Below are 26635 nucleotides of genomic sequence, written 5' to 3' on the forward strand. Positions count from 1 at the left end.
ATTTTGATACTTAAATAGCTTAACCCAGTTTTATGTCAGTTTGGAGTTAATTTATGCGCATTTTTTTGTTTGAATTGAAAGTACTGTTCAATCTTCAAGATCAAAATGGCACCTCAGTTTCAAGATGAACGTCAACACCAGTAAAAGGTTGGGTAAATGTTAAAGCATGCGCATGTAACGCCATTCTCGCTAAAGAAAATGCAAATGGATCAGGATGATATAACTTATCTCCCATAATCGGATGCCCAAGATGTTGCATATGCACCCGCAGTTGATGCGACCGTCCCGTTACTGGTTCCAATAAAACACGACTATAGGGATGTTCAGGGTGATCATCCAATAATTGATATAACGTTTTGGCTTGCTTGCCTTGTTCAAAATCTACTTTTTGCTTGGGGCGATTGGGCCAGTCCGTGATAAGAGGAACCTCGACACAACCTGAATCAGCAATTTTCCCCTGTACCAATGCCACATAATGTTTTTTAATTTTTCGCGTCTGAAAGATTTTACCCATTGCGATTTCAGCTTGGCGATGCTTGGCAAATAACAACAAACCAGAAGTTGCCATATCTAAACGATGCGTCACTTTAGCATGTGGATACTGCTTTAAAACACGTAAATAGGCGCTGTCCTGATGTTGGGGTAAGCGCCCCATCACTGACAATAAACTCGCAGGTTTATCGATAACAATCAAATCTGCATCTTCATACACCGTCTCTAAAGGATCAAGCGGCGGTTGATAAATGAAATGTGCTGAAGACATACAAATCGCAGTAATGAAAATTTCGCGCAAGATAACAATGCTTCCACAACCTGTCAATCTTGCTGACTTCATAAACAAAACAAATAAAAAAGCCGCCCTCAAGCAGCTTGTATATAACAAATCAAATCATTGTTATTGTAATTGAGACTTCTGCTGGCGCATTGCAAAAGCGGTTTCAATATCCCCGATCTTTTTCATGGCAGCAGCTTCACCTGAATAAATTGTGTTTTCACGTTCTTTCACATCAAAAATATGCGCTTTTTCATGCAACTCAGGCTGGATCACGATATCTGCATGTTTGAGCTCTTCGGTTGCCAAGCGATTTTGCATGATATTAATATTTTGGTTAAATAACCCCCAAATATTGGTGGTCGGCGTATAAGCAGGCTGCGCCAAGATATCGACCGCAATGACAATATCTGCCCCTAATTGACGTGCAACATCGACAGGTACGGGGCTGACCAAACCACCATCAACATATTCTTTGTGATCGATTTCAGTCGGCACAAACATACTCGGAATCGAAATCGAAGCCCGTACTGCCTGCCCCGTATTCCCATAATTAAAAACTGTTTTTTTGCCATTTTTTAATTCTGTTGCAACCACATACATTGGGATTTTTAGTTTTTCCAATGGCGTATCATCGACTTGCTGATTAACAAAATCTTCTACTTTTTGACCATCAAAAAAACCTTTACGATCAAAGGTAATTTCTCGAACATCGCCCACTTTCATGTTCAGGGCAATCTGTTTCAATTGCTGGGCATTTTTACCACTGGCATAAATCGCCCCGACAATACTTCCAGCACTGGTTCCCACAATAAAATCCGGTCGAATCCCATGTTGCTCCAAGACTTCTATCACCCCAATATGTGCATAACCTCGCGCGCCACCACTGCCTAAAACCAATGCAACTTTAGGATGTTGCTTCTGCTCAGTTTGTAGAGGAGGCATAAATAAAGCCGATTCCTGAGCATGAGGCAAAGAAGATACGCTGGAAGTCGTGGTTTGTGAGGACGTCGGCAATTGCTGACAGCCGCCCAATACCAGCCCTCCACCCAAAATCAAAGCTTTGAGATAGTTCATTTCGCACTAAGACCAAAATTTTTCAGCATAGATTTTATGCCGATCTTTTTTAAAATGCTGTATCAAATTATTTAAAACGTCATACTTCTCTGTTAATCATGAGATATTTTATTTTTTAATCGATGCTTCGATTCGATTTTTCTCAGCATTTATTTCTCATCTCTGATAAATAATTTTCTACTAATTCAAAGACTGTTAAAAACAAAAACCGCCAGTCTGAATTAAACCAAACTGACGGTGAATTGAAACCAATATGGATTACCAAATATCAGAATCTACTCGTTTTTTCATCTCAGGATATTGATCAATTTTAAACTCTGGATCTTTTTTACCACCTCTAAGTTGCGCGGTATAATCCTTTAACAAGGTTCGCGCATACGGCGTAAGTAATAAGATTGCAGTCAAGTTAATGGTTGCCATGATTCCCATGAACAGATCAGCCATGGACCATACTAAGGGCACACCGCTAATCGCACCAAAGTAGACCATGATCAACACCAATATCCGAAATGCAAACATCACTTTAGGACTGTTATTGATAAACTGCATATTACCTTCTGCATAGGCATAGTTGCCCAGCACGGCAGAATAACAGAACAAAAATAATAAAACCGCAAGGAAGTCTCCGCCCCATCCGCCTAGCTCCATCTCCAAGGCTCGTTGTGTCATTTCAACACCCATGACACTTGTATCATGATACACCCCAGAAATCAGGATAATCATTGCGGTAGAAGTACATACGATAAAAGTATCAACAAAGACCCCTAACATTTGTACAAGTCCCTGATCAACGGGATGTTTTACATCGGAGGCAGCAGCAGCATTGGGTGCTGAACCCATCCCTGCTTCGTTTGAAAATAGACCACGTTTGATGCCCTGCATCATCGCCATCGAAATCATACCGCCAAAAAAACCACCCGCTGCGGCATTAAACTGAAATGCTTCAGTGAAGATTAATTTGAATACTTCAGGGACAACTTCATAATTACTAAAGGCAATATAAAATGCCGCCGCCAAATAAAGACCAGCTTTAATGGGAACAAACATTTCAGCAAACTTTGCAATTCGCTTAATACCACCAAAAATTGCAATGGCCACCAATACCACTAAAACCAATCCAACCCACGAAACGACAAGATCTAGTCCACCTAGACTCAAGGTCTGATTGGCTTTGTCCCATCCCCATGAATGAGATGTGGCATTGGTAATGGCATTGATCTGGACAGAATTAAAAACAAAACCATAGGTAAAAATCAGTGAAATAGCAAAGACGATCCCAAAAGGCTTACTCTTTAATCCCTGAGTAATATAGTATGCAGGCCCACCACGGAATTGCTTGGTTTCACTGTCACGTACTTTAAATAATTGCGCTAGACTGGATTCAATAAAGGCAGAACTCATGCCTAACAGAGCTGTAACCCACATCCAAAATACAGCGCCTGGCCCGCCAATTGCGATGGCAATGGCTACGCCCGCAATATTTCCTACCCCAACCCGACTTGCCAAGCCTGTTACAAATGCCTGAAATGGCGTGATTCCATGTGTATCTTCACCTTCTTTTCGGCTTCCTTTCATTACCCTGACACTTTGCCAAAACATACGAATTTGCACCGCTTTCGTCGCAATGGTGTAAAACGTACCCGCAGCAAGTAAAAAAATAACGAGGAAATCCCATAAAGGATCATTAAAGAAACTCACCCAAGCCATCAGGGTTGCTGTTAATTGTTCATTCATACTCGAAGCACTTATTGTTGTCATATTGCTATGACATCTATCCTAAATAATACTTAACAAATAAAAAAGCCTCTAAGCATAGAGACTTTGTTGTTAAAAATTTGCAAATTAAACAAATCTTAAATCAATTTTAAGTTTTACACAAAAAACTTAAGAATTACTTGAATGACAGTTGCATTAATCAAATCGACAAAAAAGGCACCACACAAAGGCACAATTAAAAAGGCTTTATGCGATGGACCATACATATTGGTAATGGCTTGCATGTTGGCAACGGCTGTTGGTGTTGCACCCATACCAAAACCACAATGACCCGCAGCAAGTACTGCTGCATCATAATTTTTACCCATCACTCTAAAGGTCACAAAGGCTGCATATAAAGCCATGGTAAGTGTTTGCGCGGCAAGGATAATCACCAGTGGACCAGCCAAATCTGCCAATTGCCACAACTTTAAAGATAATAATGCCATCGCCAGATAAAGCGATAACGACGAGTTTCCAAACACATCAATGGCACGGTCAAAAATATCAACTCGAAAAGCACTTTCCAATACATTTCTGAGGATCACACCACCGCCTAATGCCCAAACAAAGGTCGGTAACTCAAACCATGTTCCTTTACTATAACCTGTCATAAACTCAGCAAAAGCTAAACAGGCAGCAAACATCCCCAAAGTGGTAATGGCGTTATCTGCGGTAATTAGACGAACCTGATGCGGATTTTCAAATGGCGCTAAATCTTCTGGGTGCGCATCTAAATGGGTATCACGATCCTTGATTTCAGCATCTGTTTTGGCATAAGAAAGCTGATAACGGTTAATTAATAGCTTTGCTAATGGCCCACCAATGACCCCACCAATAATCAGTCCAAATGTAGCACTTGCCATACCAAGTGCTAAAGCTCCTTGAATCCCATGCTGCGTTTCTAAAATTTCTCCCCACGCACCTGCCGTACCATGTCCACCAGTTAACGTAATCGAACCTGCGATTAGACCAATTAAGGGATCTAATCCAAGTAATTTTGCCAGACTCATGCCTACAACATCTTGCACAACAATAAAAGAAGCCACACAGATCAAAAATATAATGAGACCAATCCCGCCCTCTTTAAGCTTAGCAAAATGCGCACTTAAACCAATAGAGGCAAAGAAGATCAGCATAAAACTGGTTTGCAACTCGCTACTAAAGATAATGCTATATCCCCAGATGGAGTGAACAATTAAAGAAATAATAGCAGCAACCAAACCACCAGCCACAGGTTCAGGAATATTGTAGCGTTTTAAAAAATCAATATGGTTAACCAAAAACCGCCCTAACAACAGCACAATCACTGCTGCAATAAGCGTATAAAATGCATTGAATGTAAATTCCATATTTTTCCCAATTCATATTCCGTTAAGTAAGGATCTCAAGCCTCTCACTCAACTGTTTTAAGGATCATATCGAAGATAATGTTGCCCTTTGAAAAGTTCTCTACCACGAAATGACATGTAGAAATTTAAATTAAACCTGCTAGAGCTTGCCCGACTTTAGCTTAAATCAACATTTAGAATTTGTAACGAAACAGTGTTTAATGAAATGATTTTATGTAATTTTCTACATATAAAAAAACCACAGAGTATATCTGTGGTTTTTTAAATGCTCATCTAAGCATCAAATATGAATGATCAATGCATTAGAAACTATAACGGGTCAAGAAGTTAATACGAGAAAGATCACCTTTGTCACCCGCAAATGTTTCACGTTGACCATAAGTGTACTCTGCCCCAAGATCTACGTTTTTAACTGGTGTGTAGATGATGTTGGCAATCGCATTGTAAAGTGTCTTGTTATAACTTTGATTATTTTCAGCATAAGTATTGTCATCTTTAAACCACATGCCTGCTAAAGAAAATGCAGAACGTAGTTTTGGAGACCAATTGCGTTGATATCCGATTTGAGCCGTATCAAACTCATTATTGTGAATATCATAATCAGTCGTCTTACCATCTCCAGTAGTCGTATAAGCAGTATTAGTTTGACCACTATAAAGGATATAACGTGAGTCGCCTTTGACATGGTAATAGTTTGCCATGATGGCATCTTTTGGCGTGAATTGATACTTACCACCTACACCAAGACCCCAACCCCATTTTTCTTCGTCATTAGAATCATTGGTTGATACACGATTTTCATGTGCTAAACCATGAACTTGTAATAGACCTTTAGAGTCACTGGTTTTAATGTCATATCGTGCGGTCAAAGCAGGGAAACGACTACCACCAGCAGTTTTACCATTTTCTACATCGCCACCCTCAAGGGCGACCAATACTTTCTGATTTGCATCAATCGGCTGAGTATAACGAACTTGAACATTACGTTGAGTACCACCACCCATTGGGCCTGTGAAGTCAATAAGATCAGGTGATGTATCTGTATTAACAAATGGAGAGGTCGTCTGACCTGCCAACCATTTTCCTAACGACGCGTAAGCATGACGGATACGAAGTTTTCCATCACCGTTTGATGTGCCATCACCCCAAAAATCTGCTTCAATTTTACCTGTTAACTCACCTAAATCAGTTTGACGTGCAATATCAAGTCCAATGCGTGTAGGAGCAGCAGAAACATTCAAAGAATCCTCAGTTGGATTATCTTTGTTTAAAGGAACCTGCCCTGTTTTGTTATTGATACCACCGGTTGTACCTTTAAAGTCATAGGCTGCATCAACACGTACGTTTCCATACAACTTCACTTGCGTTTGTCCATCTGGCAAAGTTAACCAGCCTGGTTTTGCATTAGCAGGCGCAGGTGTGGCAGGAGCTTGTGCCACAACCACCGCAGGTGCAGAAGCCACAACCACTGGACGTGCTTTTTGCTCTGCCACGATTTGTTTCTGAGTTGCCGCCTGTTGTTGAATTAATGCGCGAAGTTCTGCGACTTCTGCACGTAATTGTTGAATCTCTTGCTGCTCATTTGTCCCCGCATAAGCTGTAGACGCCATAATTGAAGCTGTTGCTACTGCAAGACCATGCTTAATAAATTGCTTTTTGATGAGGGGTAAACTCATGTATGAAGCTCCTTCATTGTTATTGATTGGTTAATCATGAACCGCTTTGTCATCCCTTGGGCCATGAGATCTTGTTCATCCCTTTTTCCCATCCCGAGTATGGAGATTTTGTCATAATTTAAAAAGGGGTCAGATTATGCAAATAAATGATATTTTTTGTTTATTTTCTACTAACAAACTGTATTATTTGTTTTAAAACCAATCTGATAAATAATTTTATTTAAAAATAATCAATGAGATAAACTACAACCATCCCGACCTTAAGTCTATAAACAAGCGTAGAAGATATTAGACTAATTGATTAATTTTTTTTGAAAATACACGACGTCATATTTATTCTTTTGCTAAATACCATCATATTTTTTGATCAAAGTCATTTGATTTGAGCTACGCACTCAATTCGCTGGTTCAATAGACAGCCTCATCATTTGAGTTTTTCTCAAATAATCAAATTACTAGAAAATAGATTAAAGATTGAGTACATATGCTTTATAGTCTACACCTGTTTTATGACTTAATGAGAAAGGAACTCCTATGAATCCCGAGCAAGTTCAACTCGTAGACGATGCCATTCGTTCAAGACATTCTGTTCGCGCTTTTCTATCAACACCTGTTGACGCTCAAATCATCCAAGATATTTTAGAAGTCGCTTGCCGTGCGCCTTCAGGAACCAATACTCAGCCATGGAAAGTCTACGTCATTACTGACAAAAAACGTGATGAAATGGTCGATCGGGTCTGTAAAGCCCAACTTGAGATTTATAACCATCCTGAAAAAGCCGCAGAATATCAGGAAACCTTTCCCTACTATCCAGAAAAATGGATTTCGCCATTTATTGACCGTCGTCGTGAAAATGGTTGGGGGCTTTATGGGTTACTAAATATCCAAAAAGGCGAAAAGGAAAAAATGGCGGCGCAACAATTGCGTAATTATCAGTTATTTGATGCGCCTGTTGGATTATATTTTACTGTAAACAAAGCGATGGGCATTGGGTCAAAAATGGACATTTCGATGATGATTCAAAATGTCATGGTCGCAGCCAAAGCTCGTGGACTTGATACCTGTCCACAAGCCGCATGGAATCATTTCCATCCGATCGTATTAGAGGTACTCGGAGCATCTGATGATGAAGAATTAGTTTGTACCGTTGCACTCGGCTATGCTAATCCTGATGAGATTGTGAATACGTTTATTACCCCACGTGAACCTGTTGAAAAATTTACAGTATTTCTGAGCGAATAAAGCATTTTGAATCAAAAATAGGCCTGATAACAGGTCTATTTTTTAATCTCAAGATGATCGAATTTGTTTATGACGCATCTCTGCTGCGATCTTGGTAATCGCCCAGACGCCCGCCCCCGTAAAGATGACCATCATCACGCCCATATTAAGCAGAGGGTTCCAAATCAGTAAATTCAACATTAATCCACCAAACAACCCCACTGCAAACTGCATACTGCCCATAATGGCACTGGCTGTTCCTGCGCGAGCACCCTGTTCTGACATGGCCAAGGCCATCGCATTGGGTCCAGTAAAACCCAAACCAGATACTGTAAAAAATAAGCCAACCATCACTATTGCTAATGATGCATGTGGTAACAAACCACTTAGCAGTACGATCAATGCCCCTGTAAACTGAATTGTTCCGCCCAGTTTGAGTCGCTGAATCGTACTGAGTCTAGTGACTAACCGTTTATTGATTGATGAGAGGATAATAATTCCCATCGCATTAAAGCCAAAAGCATAAGCAAATTGTTGCTGGTTCAGACCATACATATCCATAAAAACAGGTGAGGCTGAACTGATATAGCTAAATAATGCACCGCCTGTTAAGCAGCCTGCCAACATCGGTAAGCGAAAACTGTTATCTTTGAAAATAGCCGCATACAAAGTCAATATTTGATTGAAACTTAGCTTGAGACGACGCGCAGGTTGCAATGTTTCTTTAAAAAAGAAATGTACACAGAACAAACAGATACATCCCACTATTGAAAGAGAAATAAATACCGCATGCCAGTTAAAGAAATATAAAATCCATGCGCCAAGTGTCGGTGCTGCAATCGGTGCAATCCCCATCACTATCATCATACTGGAAAATGCCTGAGCAGAACCTTGTACATCCAATCGATCTCGAATTGCGGCACGGGCAATCACCACACCAACGCAACCACCCAATGCCTGAACCACGCGCAGAGCAATTAAACTCCATTCGCTACTGGCAAAGATACACAGCAGACTCGCGATGGCATATAAACTCAATCCCACATAAAGCGGTTTTTTACGCCCAATCCGATCACTAATCGGGCCATAAAGTAACTGACCGATTGCCAAACCAAAAAAATACGCAGGCAATGTATTCGCCATCATTTGGGTACTGACCCCAAAATCCTTCGCCATTTGTGGCAAAGCGGGCAAATACATGTCAATCGATAACGGTCCTAATGCGGTCAATAAGGCCAGTAGCATGATCCAGGCAGATGAATATTGCTGTCGTGATCTATTTTCAGACATATCTACATTTCAATTTTAAATAGTGGGTTTAAAGACAAGGAACACTGTCCATAGTATGATTCAGACTATAGAACGAGTATTTTCCAAACGTAATTTGTGAGGCTTGGCTAAGGTTAAGCTCATGTTACATTTGTCACAAAGGATTCAGGTTGAAACCCTTATTCGCGCATGTCAGAAGAGCCACTTATAATACGACATTAATGTACAACCTGCGCATGTTAATTGCATTTACAGGTACAGCATTTGTTCCCTACTTCCTAAATTTTCAGCTTGCCACCATTCCTTTAACTTTAGGCGTGGTCGCCGCTGGTTTAAGTGATATTGATGACCGCTTTTCTGTGCGCATCATGAATCTGGTCTATACCGCAGTTGGATTTTTTATTACGGCGGCTTCGGTTCAATTACTTTTTCCCTATCCATTTTTGTTTGCCATTGGGCTAATCGCTTCATGTATCGGCTGGATTTTACTCGGTTCGTTGGGACGGCGTTACGCCACCATCGCCTATGGATGTCTGGTGGTTTCTGTTTATTCCATGCTTGGTGTACATCTTTTTGATGAATGGTATATGCAACCCGTGTTACTGGTCATTGGGGCAGCTTGGTATGGTCTGATTTCCACCATTAGCTTTCTACTTTTTCCTGTACGTCCTTTACAGGATAAACTCAGTGCATGTTATGAAGCGCTTGGAAATTTTCTGTTTGCCAAATCAAATTTGTTTGATGTCGATATGACAGCGGAAAGCTATCAACAAAGCATGATTGATCTTTCGCTGGAAAATGGCAAATTGATCGGTGTATTCAACGACACCAAAACTGCCTTACTGACTCGTCTAAAGGGCGACCGTGGACAAAAAGATACCCGCCGCAGTCTGCATTATTATTTTGTGGTTCAGGATATTCATGAACGTGCCGACTCAGCACATATCAACTATCAGGAATTGTCTAAAGTATTTCAGCACAGTGATATTTTATTCCGCTTCCAGCGTATTTTGTCAATACAGGGCAAAGCTTGTCAGGATTTAAGTCAAAGCATTTTAAAGCGACAAGCGTATATCCATAACAAACGTTTTAAACATGCTTTTGAAAACCTGAAACTTTCTCTGGAAAAATTACAGCAAGAACAGATCTATGATCAGGTCTGGGTCAACGCTTTGTATGCCTTATATCAAAATCTAAAATCGATTGATGCACAACTGCGTAACCTAGAAACAGAACGCAATATCAGCCTTGAAAAAAGCAAACAGTTTGAACATCAGTTAAAAGATGATGATTTAAAAGGCTGGAGTGATATCGTTACCCGCATTAAACAAAATCTAACGCCTGAGTCGGTGTTATTTCGACATGCAATTCGACTCTCGATTGTGCTGCTTATTGCCTATATCTTCGTTCAGATCACGGGGATTAAGTATGGTTACTGGATTTTGCTTACCGCTTTATTTGTCAGCCAACCAAATTTTAATGCCACTAAACGACGATTAAGATTGCGTATAGTCGGAACATTGGTCGGTATTATTTGCGGCCTTGCTATTTTATATTTTGTACCGTCACTCGAAGGGCAATTACTGTTACTGGTGATAAGTGGCGTCTTATTCTTTGAACTACGTAGTAAACAATACGCACAGGCGACTGCATTTATTACGATTTTGGCGTTGATCAATTTTAATCTGGACAGTTCAGGTTTTTCTGCGGGTATTCCTCGGCTGATCGATACTTTAATTGGCTGTGCTTTGGCATGGTTTGGAGTGAGCTTTATCTGGCCAGACTGGAAGTTTCGACGCTTGCCTCGTACCATTCAGCGCTCTTTACAGGCCCAGTGTAATTATTTAAAAGATGTGGTGCGTCAGTATCATGAAGGACGTGATCATGGTTTGAATTATCGAGTGGCACGTCGCGCAGCACATAATACCGATGCAGAAGTTGCCTCTCTCATTTCTACTCTGGCCACTGAACCTGACTTTGATCCTTATCAAAAAACACTGGCTTTTGAGTTTTTATGTTTGAATCATACTTTCCTGAGCTATATTGCTGCGTTAGGTGCGCATCGTGAACAAAGTCAGGATCAAGATATTTTAAAATTACTCGATCAAGCACTAGATGATATTCAGGGCGCCCTTTTACGCGATGAAGTTCCAGATTTAAGCTCACAAAATATGTTGCAAACCATTCGCCAGCGCCTCAAACAAAATAGTCAGGAAGATCAAACTTCTTTAATTATTTTGCAACAGTTGTCACTGATGCTCAGTATTTTGAATCAGCTCAGTCGGCTTAAACAAAGTCTCAGCCATGATCGGGATAATGATGCAACCGAATTGGGGTCATTATAATTCCCCTTAAAATGGCAGAATATATTCACGAGATTGGCTAAATTAATGCTAAACTCCAATCAGTTTGAAATTCACAATTTGCACTATGACCGCGAAATCTTTATACGCTTATACATTACAGCCTGTTATCTACGAAGTTTCTGAAGCAGAACAACGCAATGTTCAACTGATGATGTGGCGTAGTACTAATAAAATTAGCACCAAAGCATGGATCATTATGGCTGTGGTGGTTGCATTATCACTTGCTGGTATTGTCTTACTCAAAAACTATTCCACAATCTTTTGTTGGGTCGCCATTGTCTGCGTGGTGCTCTACTTTTTAATCCGTAAATACGGTCTTGAATGGTATGTAAAACGTAAGATGAACGAGTTTCCTGTTCAAGAAATTAAAGGAATTCGTTTAGGTGTACAACCGCATGGAATTGTCATGCGTCAGCAAATGGGTGCTCAGGAAGGCGTAGGTACCATTGGCTGGAAAGACATTTATGAATGGTACAATACACCTGATTTTATCTTGATGAATTTCAAGGTCAAAGGCCAACAAGGGGCGTATATTTTACCGAAACGGATGGATTCAAAAAACTTTTCGTTTAATACGATTCGTAAGCATTTAACTGAAGCTGTTGGTGAACCCAAAACCATTTAAAGTCTAGTCTTCATTAAAACCTCCTTCATGGAGGTTTTTTTACATTTTATTTATAAATGATAATGAAAATTAATATTACCTACAAAATCCATATTATCTTCTCAATGTTTGGTTATAATTAATCAAATTTCTTTGCTTAAAACATCTTCTATCATCATGTTTAAAAAAACGTTTTTCCAGATTCACTGGTTTTTAGGGATTACAGCGGGGCTGATTCTTTCTTTAATGGGAGTCACAGGAGCAATCTACTCCTACGAGCAACAAATTTTAGAATGGATCAATCAAGACAGCTACGTGGTGCAAGCCCAAGCGCAACCTAAGCTTACACCTGTTCAGCTTTATCAGCATTTTTCAACGCAAGATCCCGACATAAAAATCAATAGCATTACCATCGCAAAAGATCCAACGGCATCATCGACGGTGAATATTGCCAAAGAAGGTGAACGTCGTGGTTATAACATGATGGTCAATCCTTATACCGCTCAAGTACTCCCTGAAATTAAAGGTCGCGTTTTTTTTCAGTTTGTACAACAGCTTCATCGTACGCTCACCTTTGGTCCTGTAGGTAAACAGATTACTGGTGCATGTACCCTGATGCTCATTTTCTTTGTCTTGAGTGGTTTGTATCTGCGTTGGCCAAAAAAGCATTCTCTGCGCCAATGGCTCTTTGTAAAACCAAAACTCAAAGGCCGCAATTTTATTTGGGATTTACACGCAGTCGTCGGAACGTGGGTGGTGGTGTTTTATCTGATTTTGGCATGTACTGGGCTATATTGGTCATATGACTGGTGGCGCAGTGGCATGTTTAAAGTTATGGGGGTCGAACAGCCTAAACCGCAAATACAGCAAGGTGGTCGAGAACGTACGGGCACTCCACATAATCAAGAACAAAATGGTCGACCACAGTCTGCAAATGACAAAGCTCAGACAATGCAACAAAATCATCGTCAAATGAATCACCCCAAAACTGGCGATAGATCAACAGATCGAGAGCAATCAGCGTTATCCCCTGTTCAAATCCAGCAAGCATTGAACCAGACGTGGACTGAGTTTAACCAAAAAATTGGTCGTGATTATTCAACCTTAACCATTAACTTACCGAAGAAAGCAGATGGTTCAATTGAACTGAGTTTTGTCGATCCAGTTGCACAACATGAACGCGCTCGTAATAGCGCAACATATAACTATCAAACCCATAAAATTGAAAAACTTGAACTTTATGAAGATAAAAAGCTAAATGAAAAAATCATGAGCAGCATGTTACCTGTGCATCGTGGTAGTTTCTTTGGACCTATTTATCAATTTTTTGCCCTATTGGCTTCATTGGCAATGCCTTTATTTTTTGTGACCGGTTGGATGCTTTATCTGAAACGTCGCAAACAGAAACGATTGGCTCAAGCTGCACGTCATCAACTCGCAGATCATTATATTGATCCAAATGCAACACCATGGCTCATTACCTATGCCTCTCAGACAGGCGTATCCGAGCAACTCGCATGGCGCACAGCCACCAGCCTGCAAGAAGCACATCAGCCTGTGACGGTGAAACCCATACAGCAATTGAGCGAAAATGAACTTAAAACTGCACCACAAATTTTATTTGTGGTCAGTACCTACGGCACAGGTGAAGCCCCTGATTTGGCTAGTAGTTTTGAGAAAAAGTTTTTAAGCTCAAATCTAGACTTAACTCATATGCATTATGCCGTATTGGCTTTAGGTTCAGATGAATATCCAGACACTTATTGTAGCTTCGGGCATCGCGTCAATGACTGGTTAAAACAATGTGGTGCACATGCATTATTTGATTTGATTGAAGTCACCAATGCCAACAATGAAGATGTACAACGCTGGAATCAAGCTTTAGCCAAAGCAAGTCAATTAGAACTTCAATCGATGAGTATTGAAAAAACATTTGATACATGGGTACTGGATAAACGCATTCAACTTAATCCAGACAGTCTGGGTGCGCCTGCCTATAACCTTGAGCTTACGCCGAAACATGAAGTGCATTGGCAAGCGGGTGACATTGCCGAGATTCAACCTGGCAACAGTGCCACTCGTATTGAACAGTTCTTACAAAAGCATCAAGTCCATCCTGATACATTGGTCGATTCTTTATCTATTTCTATTCAACAAGCACTTTGGGATAAAGACCTGACGGTAGAAGTTGAACCTTTTGCTAATATGGAACATTTACTCGAACAACTTCCCACATTGCCAACACGTGAATATTCGATTGCCAGTATTCCGACCCAGTTATTTTTAAGGCTTACGGTTCGTCAACAGCTTGATCAAAACGGTCAACTTGGACTGGGCTCTGGTTGGCTGACCGAGCATACTCAAGTCAATGATACAATCGCCCTTCGTATTCGTACCAACGAATCCTTCCATTTAATTGATGACAATCGCCCAATGATTTGTATTGGAAACGGCACAGGTATCGCAGGGTTAATGAGTTTATTACATGCACGTACCCGTCAGGATTATTCAGAAAACTGGTTAATCTTTGGTGAAAGACAACGTCGTTGCGATTTTTTCTATCAAACAACCATTGAAGCATGGCACAACATGGGCATGCTCAAACGACTGGATTTAGCCTTTTCACGTGATCAGGAACAACGCGTCTATGTGCAGGACATCTTAAGACAACAAGCCGATGAATTGAAAGCATGGATTGATCGTGATGCAGTAATTTATGTTTGCGGTAGCATTGAGGGAATGGCGAGCGGTGTAGATCAAGCACTCAACGATATTCTGGGTGAGGCTCAAGTCGATGAACTACGTTTAAATGGACGTTATCGTAGAGACGTTTACTAAGCAATTTTGCAAATCCTTAAAATCAATGAACAAGGGATATTCCAAAATATAGGAATATCCCTTGTTATTCGACTCGACTCAATGAAATTGCTACAGTTGGTTTTTATTCTATAACTTACCTTTGATAAGAACATTTGATATGTCTGCTCCTTTTTTGATGCGTCTTAGCTTATTCGTTGTCGGTTTAATTTTATGTATAGATGCGATATTGCTTTTATCTTATCGAAAAATCCATTTGGGGGTGATATTACCCCTATTCATTGGACTCATTTTCTGCATATATGCGCTCTTCAACGTTCAAATCCAAACATGGCTAAATCGACATCTAAAATTTAAAAAACTTTGGCGATTTGGCTGGGGAATCTTCATTGTCTGGCTAATGACGCTGTTTGCATTCTTTATTTTCTTGACGGTACAAATTCAACATAGCGCCTCTATTCCCGCGGTAAAATCCATTATTGTACTGGGTAGTGGTATCGAAAATGGACAACCTTCAGCAGCCCTAGCCAAACGACTAGACACCGCTGCTCCAATTGCCCAGAGCCAACCAGACGCGCTGGTGATCCTAACTGGAGGATTAGACTTTGGAGAAACTCAAACCGAAGCAGCCATTATGGCAAAGTATTTACAGCAACATTATGCCCTGCTATCCCAGCAAATGGCACTTGAAACTCAAAGTACCAGCACCGAACTCAATTTAAAAAATAGTCAGCTAATTTTAAAACAACACCAGATTCAGTTGAATGATCCTATCGCCATTGTCACCAGCGACTTTCATACCGTTCGCGCCAAAGCCATCGCTCAAAAACAGGGTTACTCAGATGTATATATGGTTGCTGCGCCAACTCCGCTACTCATTCGCTATAACGCATGGTTAAGAGAATATTTTGCCTATCTGAGTGGGTGGATACTCCATGAATACTAAACTAATTCAACCGAATGGAACGGGGTAAAGCTAATTGTAAATCAGCAAAGGCCTCTGGCTTTTGCATATAAAGCTGATAAAGACAGCGCTTAATATCTGCGAGCAGATTTTCAGGCTTGACCAGTAAATTCTGCCCTTCTGGTGTCAAGTTTAAAAAAAATAAAGTACGTTGCTCGCGTAAATAGGGAATCAGTTTTTGCACTAAAGTTGAAAGCGAAATTTCTTGAATCTGGTAATTTTGCCAACTTCCTTTTTGTAATAACTGGGCTAAATTTTTACTTTGCCAGATTGCAAATGCCTGTTGGCCTGTTGGAGTAGAACATAACGCCCAACCCTCATCATATAAACCGATGACATGCTTCTGCATCAGCATTGTTTCAATGAATTGCTTATATAAATCTTTAGGATTTAATGAAGAATGAGACTGGCCCAATGAATGACGTTGATAGGGATTTCGCATATTGTAATAATAATGAAGCAGAATAAAGCTAAAGCTTAGGAAAAACGTAGAAAAAAAGCAAGATAAAGGAGATATGGTGGGCGCTGACGGGATCGAACCGCCGACATTCTGCTTGTAAGGCAGACGCTCTACCAACTGAGCTAAGCGCCCTGAGTGAAGACAAACAAAGCGAAGCTTTGTCTGAGCGCAAGAGAAAAATCTATGATTTTTCTAAAAGCATCTTGTATCAGAGAGGTAAGTATTTACATACTTTATATAAAATGGCGCAGCGGACGGGGCTCGAACCCGCGACCCCCGGCGTGACAGGCCGGTATTCTAACCAACTGAACTACCGCTGCACATAATACTCTTAAAAAGTATAGGTCACATATATGGTGGGCGCTGACGGGATCGAACCGCCGACATTCTGCTTGTAAGGCAGACGCTCTACCAACTGAGCTAAGCGCCCTCAAAAGTGTTTGTAAAAAGTGGCGCAGCGGACGGGGCTCGAACCCGCGACCCCCGGCGTGACAGGCCGGTATTCTAACCAACTGAACTACCGCTGCACTTTCACAAAGTCACTATTGTGGCAAACGATATTAAAACTTAAGTGGCGCAGCGGACGGGGCTCGAACCCGCGACCCCCGGCGTGACAGGCCGGTATTCTAACCAACTGAACTACCGCTGCACTGAAGTCTTAACGTAAAGGCTTGGTGGGCGCTGACGGGATCGAACCGCCGACATTCTGCTTGTAAGGCAGACGCTCTACCAACTGAGCTAAGCGCCCTTAACGTCTTTATCGTTTGTGAGGTGCATTATAGAGAATCTAAGCAGCGTGTCAAACGCTTTTGCTTTTCTTTTCTTAAAATCCAGTGTGAATGATTAAAAAATAAGTCATTCGATAGAAAAACCTGAAAATTCTGTATCTTATTTAAACATCAACTTTCTTTTTTAACTTTAGAAATCATTCAATCCTAAATTTAAAATGTTTTTTCGGAGCTCAAATTTGCCAGTACAGGATTAAATGATTCAATTTTTGTTTCAGATAAATAAACCAATGCATCTTGTTGGATCAAATCGAATACCTCCACCACATCTTGATTGCGCATCCGAATACAACCATGTGAAACAGGTATTCCCATTGGTTCAGTGTCAGGTGTACCATGAATATAAATATAGCGTTGTTTACTATCGCAACCTTGCCCCTGGTTGAAGCCTAGTTCAAGACCATCTAACCAGAGGATTCTGGATAAAATCCAGTCTCGTTGTGGATTCTGGAATGCCAACGATGGGGAATAAATTTCACCTGTCGGCTGCCGCGCGATAAAAACAGTATTGATAGGCAAATGTTCACCAAACTTTTCAGCAATTCGGTGCCAGCCACGAGGTGTTTTGCCCGAATTTTCCTGTTCGCCAATTCCATTTTTACCAGAGGAAATCAAATATAACTTATTATGTTGAGGTAAATATAAAAGCTGTTGTTCTAAATCAATCAAGATATCGGCTTGTTCTAGCATATAAGACATTGTATTTCTCTGATTTAATATTAGAAATAAAAGAAAATTTCGCAAATTCCCATAGAGTAAAAAATTCAAAGTAATGCTTTAAGTTTTTTTAACGGCGTCACTCAAACATAGTTCTCGCCTTACGCATCTAAGAAATCCTTAAAGCGGTGCTTTAAGTTTTTTAACGGTTTCACTCGGGCATAGCCCTCACCTTGCGCACCTAAGAAATCCTTAAAGCGGTGCTTTAAGTTTTTTTAACGGTGCTCAGGACGGAGCCATAACCATACGGCGACAATCAACATTATGCTATCAGTAAAAACCTTTACCCAAAATGGTGCATTGGTAAACAACATTATGATGCCACTGATGAGCATCATTATACTGGCAATCCATTTCGCTCTACGTGGAACCGTACCATGTTCACGCCAATTGCGTAAGGTCGAGCCATATTTAGGATGGTTGAGTAACCACTCATCCATTTGCGGCCAGCCTTTTGAAGCAGCCCATGCTGCCAGAATTAAAAAGACCGTTGTTGGCATACCAGGCAAAATTGCACCAATAATCCCAAGTGTGATAAATATCAGCACAAGGCTTCGCCAAAACAACGTTTTCATACCGAATCCTAAAATTGCTTACGCGCGCCTAGTATAAAAGTTTTATCACGTATTTACTTATTCCGAGTTTAAATTATTGCATCAGGTGATTATGCCCTCATCTCTTTTAAAATCTGAATATTTTGAACCATGGCTACAATTCAAACAACCAAGTATACGTCAGTTGGCTTTTTGTTTGGCGAGTCCGAATATTATTAAAAGCATTCCAGATGAACTAAGTATTCATTATCATTTTGATCTACACACTGCGAATTTCTGGCAACAACAATTTAAAACGTATCAACCACGCTTACATAAACTCGATCAATCCCCTGCCCCCCTACTAGATTTTTTAAATCAACTAAAAAGTACCCGTTTAGGTTTACGCTTTGAATACCTACTCTGGTTCTGGCTAAGAGATGCTGATTATCATCCGTACCAGCTTTTAGGTCATAGCATTCAACAAATACAAGGGGCGAAAACTTTAGGCGAACTGGATTTTTTAGTGTTAAATCAGGATACGAACGACATTGAGCACTGGGAAGTTGCTTTAAAATATTACTTGGGTGAAGCAGATCTCTCCTTAGGGTGTTGGTTTGGACTCAACCGTGACGACACATTATCTAAGAAAATGAATCATTTTACTCAACGACAATTTCAATTTGTACAAGTTGAGGAGCATCTTATCCAGAAACGTTATGCTGTGCTCAAAGGACAGCTTTATTTGCCCGAAGCCTCGTTTGATAACACAGGATCTTTAGATTGGATTCAACCACACAGAAGATTAGGTCAATGGGGAAATCAAACCAAAAAAAGTTATTATCGATTAACACGTCATGAATGGTTATGTCCCAACCTTAATCCATCCTCAAATGAGGCTATTTGGTGGACCAATGGCCTATATTTTAACCCCAAGTCTGATATCCAAAACTATATGTATCGACAACACTTACTGACCTATAAATAGTTTATTTACAAGAACAATTCTCTTTTGAAACACTTTTTAACACATTTACTATCAAACACTCATGTTTATTTTTATGATTAGTTTTTAATCTCTTAAGTACATCAGAATTAAATCTAAAGTGGAGATAGATGATGAAAAAAATCTTAGCTGCATCAATCATGGTTGCGTTTGTTTTAACGGGTTGTAATACATTTAAAGGTATGGGACAAGACGTGTCTAAAGCAGGCGATGCCGTGACCAATACTGCTGAAAAAACACAAAACAAAATGTAAGCCTAACATCTTACAATTCGTTTTAAAAACCTTATCTTTTGATAAGGTTTTTTCATTTATGCATATTCATAGCTGGCAGTTTCGCCTATTATAACCACCAGTTTTTCATTGCCAATATTGTTTCCTATGACCTCATCAGCCACCTTAGATCTTAGTTTAGAGCTTTTACGTCAACCTTCTGTTACTCCGATGGATCATAATTGTCAAAATATTATGGCGGAGCGCCTGATTCAGGCAGGTTTTCAAATCGAGCATATGCGTTTTGAGGATGTCGATAATTTATGGGCGCGTCGAGGTACACAATCTCCCGTTTTTTGTTTTGCAGGGCATACTGACGTTGTACCAACAGGTAGCTTACAGGCTTGGGAAACAGACCCATTTCAACCCGAAATTAGAGATGGGAAACTATATGGTCGTGGCGCAGCAGATATGAAAACAGCCTTGGCAGCGATGGTTGTCGCCACTGAGCGTTTTGTAAAAAAACATCCACATCATAAAGGCTCAATTGCGTATCTCATTACCTCAGATGAAGAAGGCCCATCAATAAATGGCACGGTTAAAGTCATTGAGACGCTTGAAGCGCGTCAAGAGAAAATCACATGGTGTCTGGTGGGTGAGCCATCAAGTACAGCACAATTAGGCGATATTATTAAAAATGGACGTCGCGGTTCACTCAACGGTGTTTTGACCGTTCAGGGCAAGCAAGGTCATGTGGCTTATCCACATCTGGCACGTAATCCAATTCATTTGGCTGCCGCTGCTATTAATGAACTATGTCAAACTATTTGGGATGAAGGTAATCAATATTTTCCAGCAACCACCTTTCAAATCTCCAACATTCATTCTGGAACAGGAGCAACTAATGTTGTTCCGGGAACACTAGAAGTAACCTTTAATTTTAGATACTCAACCGAAGTTACAGCAGAGATTTTAAAACAGCGTGTTATAGATTTACTTAATCGACATGGGCTTGAGTATCATATCGACTGGACTCTGTCAGGATTACCTTTTTTAACTCCTGTTGGCGAACTCGTCAATGCAGCTAAACATGCGATTCAAAAAGTTACAGGTACTGAAAGTCAATTATCGACAACTGGTGGAACTTCAGATGGACGCTTTATCGCCCCTACTGGCGCACAAGTTTTAGAGCTGGGTGTACTAAATGCATCTATTCATCAAATTAATGAGCATGTGAATGTTGCCGATCTAGAACCTTTAGCTGAAATCTATGAGGAAATGCTAATACAGCTTCTTGCCTAAGCTAAAATTGATCTCATAAATGCACTTTTGAGTGCATTTTTTATATTTATATTGAGAGTCGCGATAAAAAAAGAGCAGCTCTAAAGCTGCTCTTTTGCAATCAAAAACTCAGATTATTGAGCTTGTTGACCAGGTTGAACTACGACAGTACGACTACCAGTAATTGTAGCGAATACACGACGGTTCATCGCACGACCTTCTTTAGTGCTGTTGTCAGCAATCGGTTGATCCCACGCGAAACCTTGTGTAGATAAACGTGATGCATCGATGTTGTATTCATTTACAAGTGCTGATTTAACAGAGTTAGCACGAGCCAATGATAAACGTTCGTTCAACTTACGTGGACCAGTGTTATCTGTGTGACCATCGATACGCGCAGTTGCATTAGGATATTCAACTAACTTCTCAGCAACTTTCGCAATTTCTGGTTTGTATTGGTCTTTGATATTTGATTTATTAGTATCAAAGAACACACGAAGTTCCATGTTAAGATCTTCAGTCAACTCTTGTGGTTGAGGTTGAACTGGAGTTGGCTCAACTGGAGCAACTTCTACAACTGGAGCAGCTGGTTTCAAATGACCACCAAGAACTACGTTTAAGCCTGCAAGCGCAGTATAGCTCCAGAATTTTTCGTCAAAGTCATAAGTACCACGAGCTTCAGTACGAAGTGACAATGCATCATTTAGACGCCAGAAAGCACCTACACCAGCATTACCAATCGTATCTTTCTTAGTTGCTAAACCATCCATTTCGTATTTTGCTTGACCAGCACCTAGCAATACGTATGGTTTGATTTTGCTGTCATAGTTTTTAGTAATTAGGTCAGAAGTAGCGTAGAAGTTACCAACGATATTTTGTTGTTTGTATTCTGCACCAGGGTTGCCTGGGATACCGTCAAGATCACCTTTCACTTGAGAGTATTCAGCTTCAAAACCTAACCAAGGTGTTAATTCAACACCTAATCCAGCACCAACGAATAAATCGTCTTGGAGCTCAGGACCAGCTGTAAGTTTGTCGTTGTTATGTGCAGAATCATACCAAGTATAACCTAACAATAACGGAGTAACGGTTACGCCAGCATTTGCAGCAGCGAATGGTGCAGCAACAAGCATAGTAGCAAGTGCAATACGACTCAATTTCATGGATATCCTCCAGAGATAAACAAATTGTTTGTTGTTCAAGCTCAGCCTAAAATTTTTATGGCCCTGAGATAACTTTTTATATACCCCAGTATTATTTTTAAGCTACTCACGTTGAATCATACAAACACTTAAACTGATTTCCAAGTGCTTGATAACTTTAATCAAGTAAATTATTGACAAAATTACTTACAATTTCCGTTGTAATTCGGTAACTATTTACTCAATTTATTGTTGTGAATAGCTTATCTTCACGCTTTCTTTATTTTAACAGTATTCAAACGCTTAAGTAATAAATATTTCAATTCGATCTTTTTTTCAATGTTTTGTACTTAATCTACTGTTAAAAAACAAAAAAAATTACATAAGACGGACGTATTCTTAACATGAAAAATAAAAATTGTGGATTCTCGTTAATTGAAATTAGCGTGGTAATCATTGTAATTGCTGTAATTGCCTCTTTTGCCATACCCTCTTATCATCAATATATGGCTGCACAAGAGGCAAAAAAAGTCCCCAAAACACTCACACTTTACATACAAAAAGCCAAACATGAGTCTTTGTTATTTAGACAAAACATTATTTTGTGTGCCAGCACTAGCTTTAATGAGTGTAATAACGATTGGAATAATGGTTATATGGTTTTTATCGATAAGAATAAAAATCGGGACTATGACTTAGATGAACCGATATTAGCCTTTGAGAACATGCAATTGAGATACGGCACTCTGTCATGGCGGGGATTTGGTAATAGAAGAATCATTTTTGAAGGAAACTCAGGACTTCCTTTATCTTCAAATGGTACTTTTCAGTATTGTTCTGATCAATATCATAATCATCGTAAATTAACATTGAGTCGAATGGGACATCCTCGAGATGAACCTTTAGCAAATTGTTAAGAAAACTGTTCAGTCTAGGTTCTGGTCTTTTAAGTCAATTTTCTAGGTCTGCTTTTTTAATATACTTCTTAGAAGAAAATGTAAGCTTTAAATCATTGAGGGAGAAATCATTGTGACTGATATCGTAATTGTAAATGGCGCTCGTACCGCAATGGGTGGATTTCAGGGAGATTTATCTCCTTCGACAGCACCAGAACTAGGCGCAGTCACCATCCGTGAAGCTGTTCAACGCGCAGGCCTACAGCCTACAGATGTTCAAGAAGTCATCATGGGGTGTGTATTACCCGCAGGTTTGAAGCAAGGCCCTGCACGTCAAGCAATGCGTCAAGCAGGTTTACCTGACTCAACGGGTGCCGTAACGATCAATAAGTTATGTGGTTCTGGTATGAAAGCAGTAATGCAAGCTACTGATATGATTAAAGCAGGTAGTGCCGAAATCGTAGTTGCGGGCGGTATGGAATCCATGACCAATGCACCTTATATTTTACCTAAAGCTCGAGCAGGTTATCGTATGGGGCATGGTGAAATTAAAGATCATATGTTTTTTGATGGTCTTGAAGATGCGGAAACTGGTCGCTTAATGGGGTCTTTTGCTCAGGATATGGCCAATACACGTGGATACACACGCGAACAAATGGATGAATTTGCTATTCGTTCACTCAAACGTGCCCAAACTGCCATTACTGAAGGTTATTTTAAAGATGAAATCGTGCCTGTAACCATTTCATCACGTAAAGGTGACGTTACGATTGATCAAGATGAACAGCCTTTAAATGCCAAAATTGACAAAATTCCTTCCTTAAAACCCGCATTTGCCAAAGATGGAACCATTACTGCTGCCAATGCAAGTTCAATTTCTGATGGTGCTTCTGCACTTGTGCTTACTTCTAGTGAAATTGCCAAACAGCGTGGTTTACAACCATTAGCTAAAATTGTAGCCACTGCATCAAACTCTCAACATCCATCGGAGTTTACCATTGCTCCTGTAGGCGCAATCGCCAAAGTTCTTAAAAAAGCAGGCTGGGATGCTCAGGATGTAGATCTTTGGGAAATCAATGAAGCTTTTGCAATGGTCACCATGTGCGCTATTGATGATTTCAAACTTGATCCTGAAAAAGTCAATATTCATGGAGGCGCGTGTGCCTTAGGACACCCTGTAGGCTCAACAGGTTCGCGGATTATTTTGACGTTGATTCATGCACTAAAACGTACAGGCGGGAAAAAAGGTGTTGCTGCGCTATGTATCGGTGGTGGTGAAGCAACTGCGGTTGCCATTGAGCTACTATAATTTATTGTTATTGTATGATGTCACCAATCCCGCTAAGGCGGGATTTTTTATAAATATACAAAATAAGACTGTTTTTTATTCAGCTTTAAAATTATAGTCACTCAAGTCACAATAAATAAAAATAACAGGGTTAAATCTTATGCAGTTCAATCATTATCTTAATTTCAACGGTGAAGCCGAAGCAGCATTTACCTTCTACCAATCGATTTTCGGTGGAGAGTTTTCAGTATTGACTCGATATGATGACCTTCCACCTCAGGAAGGAATTGTATTGTCAGATTCACAGAAAAGTCTAATATTGCATGTTTCGCTGCCTATCAACGAATTTACAGTACTCATGGGCTCTGATGTCAATGAGCAATTTTGTAGTCCAGCAAATGCCATCTTAAATAAAGGCAATAATCACTACATTTCCATTAATCTCGAAAATAATGATAACGAAGCCCGCCGCCTATTCAATCTACTTTCCATAGGTGGAGTTATTGAAATGCCGTTACAAAAAACCTTTTGGGGCGTACTGTATGGCGCTTTTAGCGACCAATTTGGAATTAAATGGATGGTTAACTGCCAGCTTCTGGATGAATGAAATCATATGCGTCTCACCTGACCTAAAGCGCAAGTTATAAAAGTTCCTTTTAAAATAAAGATTAGAGCTTTGTTATGAATATATTTTAGATAAAAATAAAAAATCAACATAAATCTTAAAAAATACTTAATAAAACCATCAAAAACCAATTCTTCATTGATAAATCTGGATGAACAAATCCGATTTCGATCAAATCACTCATAATCATCAAAATAAATCTTTGACTGTAGCGTCTAGTTATTTGTTAATTAGAGACAATTAAACATTTAAGACAAATAAATTAATTTATTGAATTATATCATTATTATTTTTAAGCTCTTTTTTAAAACTCAATAAAATTCTGTATCAAATTATTGCTAAAACAGTTTTTTTACTGACTATGCAACATAGAGCATTTACTCTTATTTTAATTGTGTTATTTTTGTTGCATGGAGTGAAGATTAATTCCCTGTATGGAACTTACTTCTCCAAAAATTAGAACTGTAATTGCTTGGAAATAAGCAATAAATTACTTTTGTTGTTCAAGGAAAGATTAGAATGAAATTAAAACATTTAACCACAGCCATTATCATGGCATCGCTGCCTGCAACAGGGGTTTTTGCAGCAGCTTTGGATCGTTCAGGTCAATCCATATCGGCATTTCTACAACCTGGTAACTATTTTGAAGCTGGTATCTCAATTCTAGATCCTGATGTTTCTGGCAAAACCAAAGACAATTATCCTAATGCAGCACTGCCATTACTCTCAAACACGAGTACTGGTGAAATGGCAGATGACTATCAATTTTATAATGCAGCATTAAAATTACAGCTTCATCCAAACTTTTCTTTTGGCTTACTTTATGATCAGCCATTTGGAGCTAAAGCCACTTATTCAACTACAACCGCAGCACTACCTACGGTACTGCCTGGAGCCGCGGCTGCTTTAGCTGGTCATGGAGCATTCCATAATGGTAGCGAAGGGACTGAAGTTGATGTAACTACTCAAAATTTGTCGTTTATTCTAGGTTTTCAACCTACTGTAAACTGGAATATTTATGGTGGTGCTGCCTATCAAACCGTTAAAGGTAGCGTCCAATTACGAGGTACAGCTTATGGTGGAAATGCAACATTTGGTGGTTACAATGCCAACATTAAAGAAACGGGTGATGTGGGCTGGCTAGCAGGTGTTGCATTCCAGCTGCCTGAGATTGCGTTAAAAACGTCTTTGACTTATCGTTCTGAAATCGAACACTCAGTCAATGCCAGAGAGACTTTCAATTCTGCGGGAAGCTTTGGTGCATTAAACTTCTTAACACCAAATAAAACCGACATTACCACACCTCAGTCAGCAAACTTAGACTTCCAGACAGGAATCATGGCTGACACGGTTGCTTTTGCAAATGTGCGCTGGGTGAACTGGAAAGATTTTTCAATCCGTCCAGATAAATTTGGTAAAGCAAGCCTGATTGCTGGTCAAAGTCCGACAGTTAATAAACCAAATGGTTTTGATCTGGTCGCTTATACAGATGATCAATGGTCTGCAAATGTAGGGGTTGGCCGTAAACTAACAGAGCAATGAGCGGGCAATATTTCAGTAGGCTGGGACTCTGGCGCAGGTAATCCAGTGACAACACTTGGCCCAACAGAAGGTTATTGGAATGTTGGTCTAGGAGCGCAATTTAGTCCAGCGCCAAACTATTTTATTGCAGGTGGTGTAAAATATTTTTGGTTGGGTGATGCCAAAGCACAATCTGGAGCACAATTTGGTACTTCTGAGTATGTCGCTGATTTTACCGATAATCATGCCATCGCTTATGGTTTAAAAATTGGTTACCGCTTCTAAAACTTGAT

General features: G+C 39.9%; 21 protein-coding genes, 6 tRNA genes and 1 pseudogene. 12 read left to right on the top strand and 16 right to left on the bottom strand.

Going from position 1 to position 26635, the window contains the following annotated elements; all coding sequences use genetic code 11:
* Nucleotides 1-100: 100 nt before the first annotated feature.
* From EGS47_RS04450 to EGS47_RS04470, 5 genes are all read right to left on the bottom strand, one after another.
* Nucleotides 101-763: a pseudouridine synthase gene (locus EGS47_RS04450; RefSeq protein ID WP_171455426.1), complete on the bottom strand. Its 663-nt coding sequence runs from the start codon at nucleotides 761-763 to the stop codon at nucleotides 101-103.
* A gap of 132 nt (nucleotides 764-895) precedes the next feature.
* Nucleotides 896-1849 (bottom strand): patatin-like phospholipase family protein, encoded by a 954-nt coding sequence (locus EGS47_RS04455; protein WP_004991170.1) that lies wholly within the window; start codon nucleotides 1847-1849, stop codon nucleotides 896-898.
* Between the two features lie 258 nt (nucleotides 1850-2107).
* Nucleotides 2108-3583, bottom strand: a complete 1476-nt coding sequence (locus EGS47_RS04460; RefSeq protein WP_010588851.1) for an alanine/glycine:cation symporter family protein — start codon at nucleotides 3581-3583, stop codon at nucleotides 2108-2110.
* Nucleotides 3584-3720: 137 nt separating this feature from the next.
* Nucleotides 3721-4956 carry a sodium/glutamate symporter gene (gltS, locus tag EGS47_RS04465; protein WP_004995817.1) on the bottom strand — a complete coding sequence of 412 codons (1236 nt, stop codon included), beginning with the start codon at nucleotides 4954-4956 and terminating at the stop codon, nucleotides 3721-3723.
* 302 nt (nucleotides 4957-5258) lie between these two features.
* Nucleotides 5259-6632 carry a DcaP family trimeric outer membrane transporter gene (locus EGS47_RS04470; protein WP_004995815.1) on the bottom strand — a complete coding sequence of 458 codons (1374 nt, stop codon included), beginning with the start codon at nucleotides 6630-6632 and terminating at the stop codon, nucleotides 5259-5261.
* Nucleotides 6633-7166: 534 nt separating this feature from the next.
* Here EGS47_RS04470 and EGS47_RS04475 point away from each other — a divergent pair.
* A complete protein-coding gene (locus EGS47_RS04475; RefSeq protein ID WP_125269227.1) occupies nucleotides 7167-7874 on the top strand; it encodes a nitroreductase in 708 nt (235 codons plus the stop codon).
* Between the two features lie 48 nt (nucleotides 7875-7922).
* On the opposite strand, the gene EGS47_RS04480 is transcribed toward EGS47_RS04475, so the two are convergent.
* Entirely contained in the window at nucleotides 7923-9143 is a 1221-nt protein-coding gene (locus EGS47_RS04480; protein ID WP_125269228.1) for a multidrug effflux MFS transporter, read from the bottom strand.
* 149 nt (nucleotides 9144-9292) lie between these two features.
* Here EGS47_RS04480 and yccS point away from each other — a divergent pair, with 149 nt between their 5' ends.
* From yccS to EGS47_RS04500, 4 genes are all read left to right on the top strand, one after another.
* The gene (gene yccS / locus EGS47_RS04485; RefSeq protein ID WP_125269229.1) at nucleotides 9293-11467 is read left to right on the top strand and encodes a YccS family putative transporter; all 2175 of its coding nucleotides are present in this window, start codon (nucleotides 9293-9295) and stop codon (nucleotides 11465-11467) included.
* A gap of 85 nt (nucleotides 11468-11552) precedes the next feature.
* The gene (locus tag EGS47_RS04490; protein ID WP_004991187.1) at nucleotides 11553-12113 is read left to right on the top strand and encodes a YcxB family protein; all 561 of its coding nucleotides are present in this window, start codon (nucleotides 11553-11555) and stop codon (nucleotides 12111-12113) included.
* 156 nt (nucleotides 12114-12269) lie between these two features.
* Entirely contained in the window at nucleotides 12270-14930 is a 2661-nt protein-coding gene (locus tag EGS47_RS04495; protein WP_125269230.1) for a PepSY domain-containing protein, read from the top strand.
* 139 nt (nucleotides 14931-15069) lie between these two features.
* Complete coding sequence (locus EGS47_RS04500; RefSeq protein ID WP_125269231.1) at nucleotides 15070-15855, top strand: YdcF family protein; 786 nt, start codon at nucleotides 15070-15072, stop codon at nucleotides 15853-15855.
* Nucleotide 15856: 1 nt separating this feature from the next.
* Here EGS47_RS04500 and EGS47_RS04505 read toward each other — a convergent pair whose 3' ends face one another.
* From EGS47_RS04505 to EGS47_RS04545, 9 genes are all read right to left on the bottom strand, one after another.
* On the bottom strand, nucleotides 15857-16315 hold the full coding sequence (locus EGS47_RS04505; protein WP_119686265.1) for a DUF2750 domain-containing protein: 459 nt from the start codon (nucleotides 16313-16315) through the stop codon (nucleotides 15857-15859).
* Between the two features lie 74 nt (nucleotides 16316-16389).
* Nucleotides 16390-16465: transfer RNA gene (locus EGS47_RS04510), tRNA-Val, on the bottom strand.
* 111 nt (nucleotides 16466-16576) lie between these two features.
* A tRNA-Asp gene (locus EGS47_RS04515) sits at nucleotides 16577-16653 on the bottom strand.
* 34 nt (nucleotides 16654-16687) lie between these two features.
* Nucleotides 16688-16763 (bottom strand) — tRNA-Val (locus tag EGS47_RS04520).
* A 20-nt stretch (nucleotides 16764-16783) separates the two neighbouring features.
* Nucleotides 16784-16860: transfer RNA gene (locus EGS47_RS04525), tRNA-Asp, on the bottom strand.
* 45 nt (nucleotides 16861-16905) lie between these two features.
* Nucleotides 16906-16982, bottom strand: a tRNA-Asp gene (locus tag EGS47_RS04530).
* A gap of 23 nt (nucleotides 16983-17005) precedes the next feature.
* A tRNA-Val gene (locus EGS47_RS04535) sits at nucleotides 17006-17081 on the bottom strand.
* 193 nt (nucleotides 17082-17274) lie between these two features.
* On the bottom strand, nucleotides 17275-17820 hold the full coding sequence (gene elsL, locus EGS47_RS04540) for a cell wall-recycling L,D-carboxypeptidase ElsL (RefSeq protein WP_119686264.1): 546 nt from the start codon (nucleotides 17818-17820) through the stop codon (nucleotides 17275-17277).
* A 233-nt stretch (nucleotides 17821-18053) separates the two neighbouring features.
* Nucleotides 18054-18413, bottom strand: coding sequence for a YbaN family protein (locus EGS47_RS04545; RefSeq protein ID WP_004995796.1), 360 nt, complete (start codon nucleotides 18411-18413; stop codon nucleotides 18054-18056).
* 91 nt (nucleotides 18414-18504) lie between these two features.
* On the opposite strand from EGS47_RS04545, the gene EGS47_RS04550 reads away from it, so the two are divergent.
* The 3 genes from EGS47_RS04550 to dapE all read left to right on the top strand — a co-directional run bounded on the left by EGS47_RS04550 (nucleotide 18505) and on the right by dapE (nucleotide 20891).
* Entirely contained in the window at nucleotides 18505-19359 is an 855-nt protein-coding gene (locus EGS47_RS04550; protein WP_119686263.1) for a DUF1853 family protein, read from the top strand.
* A 128-nt stretch (nucleotides 19360-19487) separates the two neighbouring features.
* Nucleotides 19488-19631, top strand: a complete 144-nt coding sequence (locus EGS47_RS04555) for an entericidin A/B family lipoprotein (protein ID WP_026039994.1) — start codon at nucleotides 19488-19490, stop codon at nucleotides 19629-19631.
* A 126-nt stretch (nucleotides 19632-19757) separates the two neighbouring features.
* A complete protein-coding gene (gene dapE, locus EGS47_RS04560; protein ID WP_119686262.1) occupies nucleotides 19758-20891 on the top strand; it encodes a succinyl-diaminopimelate desuccinylase in 1134 nt (377 codons plus the stop codon).
* A gap of 113 nt (nucleotides 20892-21004) precedes the next feature.
* On the opposite strand, the gene omp38 is transcribed toward dapE, so the two are convergent.
* The gene (omp38, locus tag EGS47_RS04565; protein ID WP_119686261.1) at nucleotides 21005-22033 is read right to left on the bottom strand and encodes an outer membrane protein Omp38; all 1029 of its coding nucleotides are present in this window, start codon (nucleotides 22031-22033) and stop codon (nucleotides 21005-21007) included.
* A 383-nt stretch (nucleotides 22034-22416) separates the two neighbouring features.
* Between omp38 and EGS47_RS04570 the strand changes: the two genes are divergently transcribed.
* From EGS47_RS04570 to EGS47_RS04585, 4 genes and pseudogenes are all read left to right on the top strand, one after another.
* On the top strand, nucleotides 22417-22929 hold the full coding sequence (locus tag EGS47_RS04570) for a GspH/FimT family protein (protein WP_119686260.1): 513 nt from the start codon (nucleotides 22417-22419) through the stop codon (nucleotides 22927-22929).
* Between the two features lie 112 nt (nucleotides 22930-23041).
* Nucleotides 23042-24217, top strand: a complete 1176-nt coding sequence (locus tag EGS47_RS04575) for a thiolase family protein (RefSeq protein WP_125269232.1) — start codon at nucleotides 23042-23044, stop codon at nucleotides 24215-24217.
* Between the two features lie 139 nt (nucleotides 24218-24356).
* Nucleotides 24357-24803 (top strand): VOC family protein, encoded by a 447-nt coding sequence (locus EGS47_RS04580; protein WP_004995783.1) that lies wholly within the window; start codon nucleotides 24357-24359, stop codon nucleotides 24801-24803.
* Between the two features lie 537 nt (nucleotides 24804-25340).
* Nucleotides 25341-26627, top strand: a pseudogene (locus tag EGS47_RS04585) (OmpP1/FadL family transporter).
* Nucleotides 26628-26635: the final 8 nt, after the last annotated feature.

The organism is Acinetobacter sp. FDAARGOS_515 (assembly GCF_003938865.1).
Classification (GTDB): domain Bacteria; phylum Pseudomonadota; class Gammaproteobacteria; order Pseudomonadales; family Moraxellaceae; genus Acinetobacter; species Acinetobacter ursingii.

Bases quoted from the DNA above. Each gene is read 5' to 3' on its own strand.
- EGS47_RS04500 (WP_125269231.1), top strand. From the start codon at position 15,070: ATGTCTGCTCCTTTTTTGATGCGTCTTAGCTTATTCGTTGTCGGTTTA.
- EGS47_RS04490 (WP_004991187.1), top strand. From the start codon at position 11,553: ATGACCGCGAAATCTTTATACGCTTATACATTACAGCCTGTTATCTAC.
- EGS47_RS04555 (WP_026039994.1), top strand. From the start codon at position 19,488: ATGATGAAAAAAATCTTAGCTGCATCAATCATGGTTGCGTTTGTTTTA.
- EGS47_RS04460 (WP_010588851.1), bottom strand. From the start codon at position 3,583: ATGAATGAACAATTAACAGCAACCCTGATGGCTTGGGTGAGTTTCTTT.
- omp38 (WP_119686261.1), bottom strand. From the start codon at position 22,033: ATGAAATTGAGTCGTATTGCACTTGCTACTATGCTTGTTGCTGCACCA.
- EGS47_RS04475 (WP_125269227.1), top strand. From the start codon at position 7,167: ATGAATCCCGAGCAAGTTCAACTCGTAGACGATGCCATTCGTTCAAGA.
- EGS47_RS04450 (WP_171455426.1), bottom strand. From the start codon at position 763: ATGTCTTCAGCACATTTCATTTATCAACCGCCGCTTGATCCTTTAGAG.
- EGS47_RS04495 (WP_125269230.1), top strand. From the start codon at position 12,270: ATGTTTAAAAAAACGTTTTTCCAGATTCACTGGTTTTTAGGGATTACA.
- gltS (WP_004995817.1), bottom strand. From the start codon at position 4,956: ATGGAATTTACATTCAATGCATTTTATACGCTTATTGCAGCAGTGATT.
- dapE (WP_119686262.1), top strand. From the start codon at position 19,758: ATGACCTCATCAGCCACCTTAGATCTTAGTTTAGAGCTTTTACGTCAA.
- EGS47_RS04505 (WP_119686265.1), bottom strand. From the start codon at position 16,315: ATGCGAAATCCCTATCAACGTCATTCATTGGGCCAGTCTCATTCTTCA.
- EGS47_RS04545 (WP_004995796.1), bottom strand. From the start codon at position 18,413: ATGAAAACGTTGTTTTGGCGAAGCCTTGTGCTGATATTTATCACACTT.
- EGS47_RS04570 (WP_119686260.1), top strand. From the start codon at position 22,417: ATGAAAAATAAAAATTGTGGATTCTCGTTAATTGAAATTAGCGTGGTA.
- EGS47_RS04455 (WP_004991170.1), bottom strand. From the start codon at position 1,849: ATGAACTATCTCAAAGCTTTGATTTTGGGTGGAGGGCTGGTATTGGGC.
- EGS47_RS04580 (WP_004995783.1), top strand. From the start codon at position 24,357: ATGCAGTTCAATCATTATCTTAATTTCAACGGTGAAGCCGAAGCAGCA.
- elsL (WP_119686264.1), bottom strand. From the start codon at position 17,820: ATGTCTTATATGCTAGAACAAGCCGATATCTTGATTGATTTAGAACAA.
- EGS47_RS04480 (WP_125269228.1), bottom strand. From the start codon at position 9,143: ATGTCTGAAAATAGATCACGACAGCAATATTCATCTGCCTGGATCATG.
- EGS47_RS04550 (WP_119686263.1), top strand. From the start codon at position 18,505: ATGCCCTCATCTCTTTTAAAATCTGAATATTTTGAACCATGGCTACAA.
- EGS47_RS04470 (WP_004995815.1), bottom strand. From the start codon at position 6,632: ATGAGTTTACCCCTCATCAAAAAGCAATTTATTAAGCATGGTCTTGCA.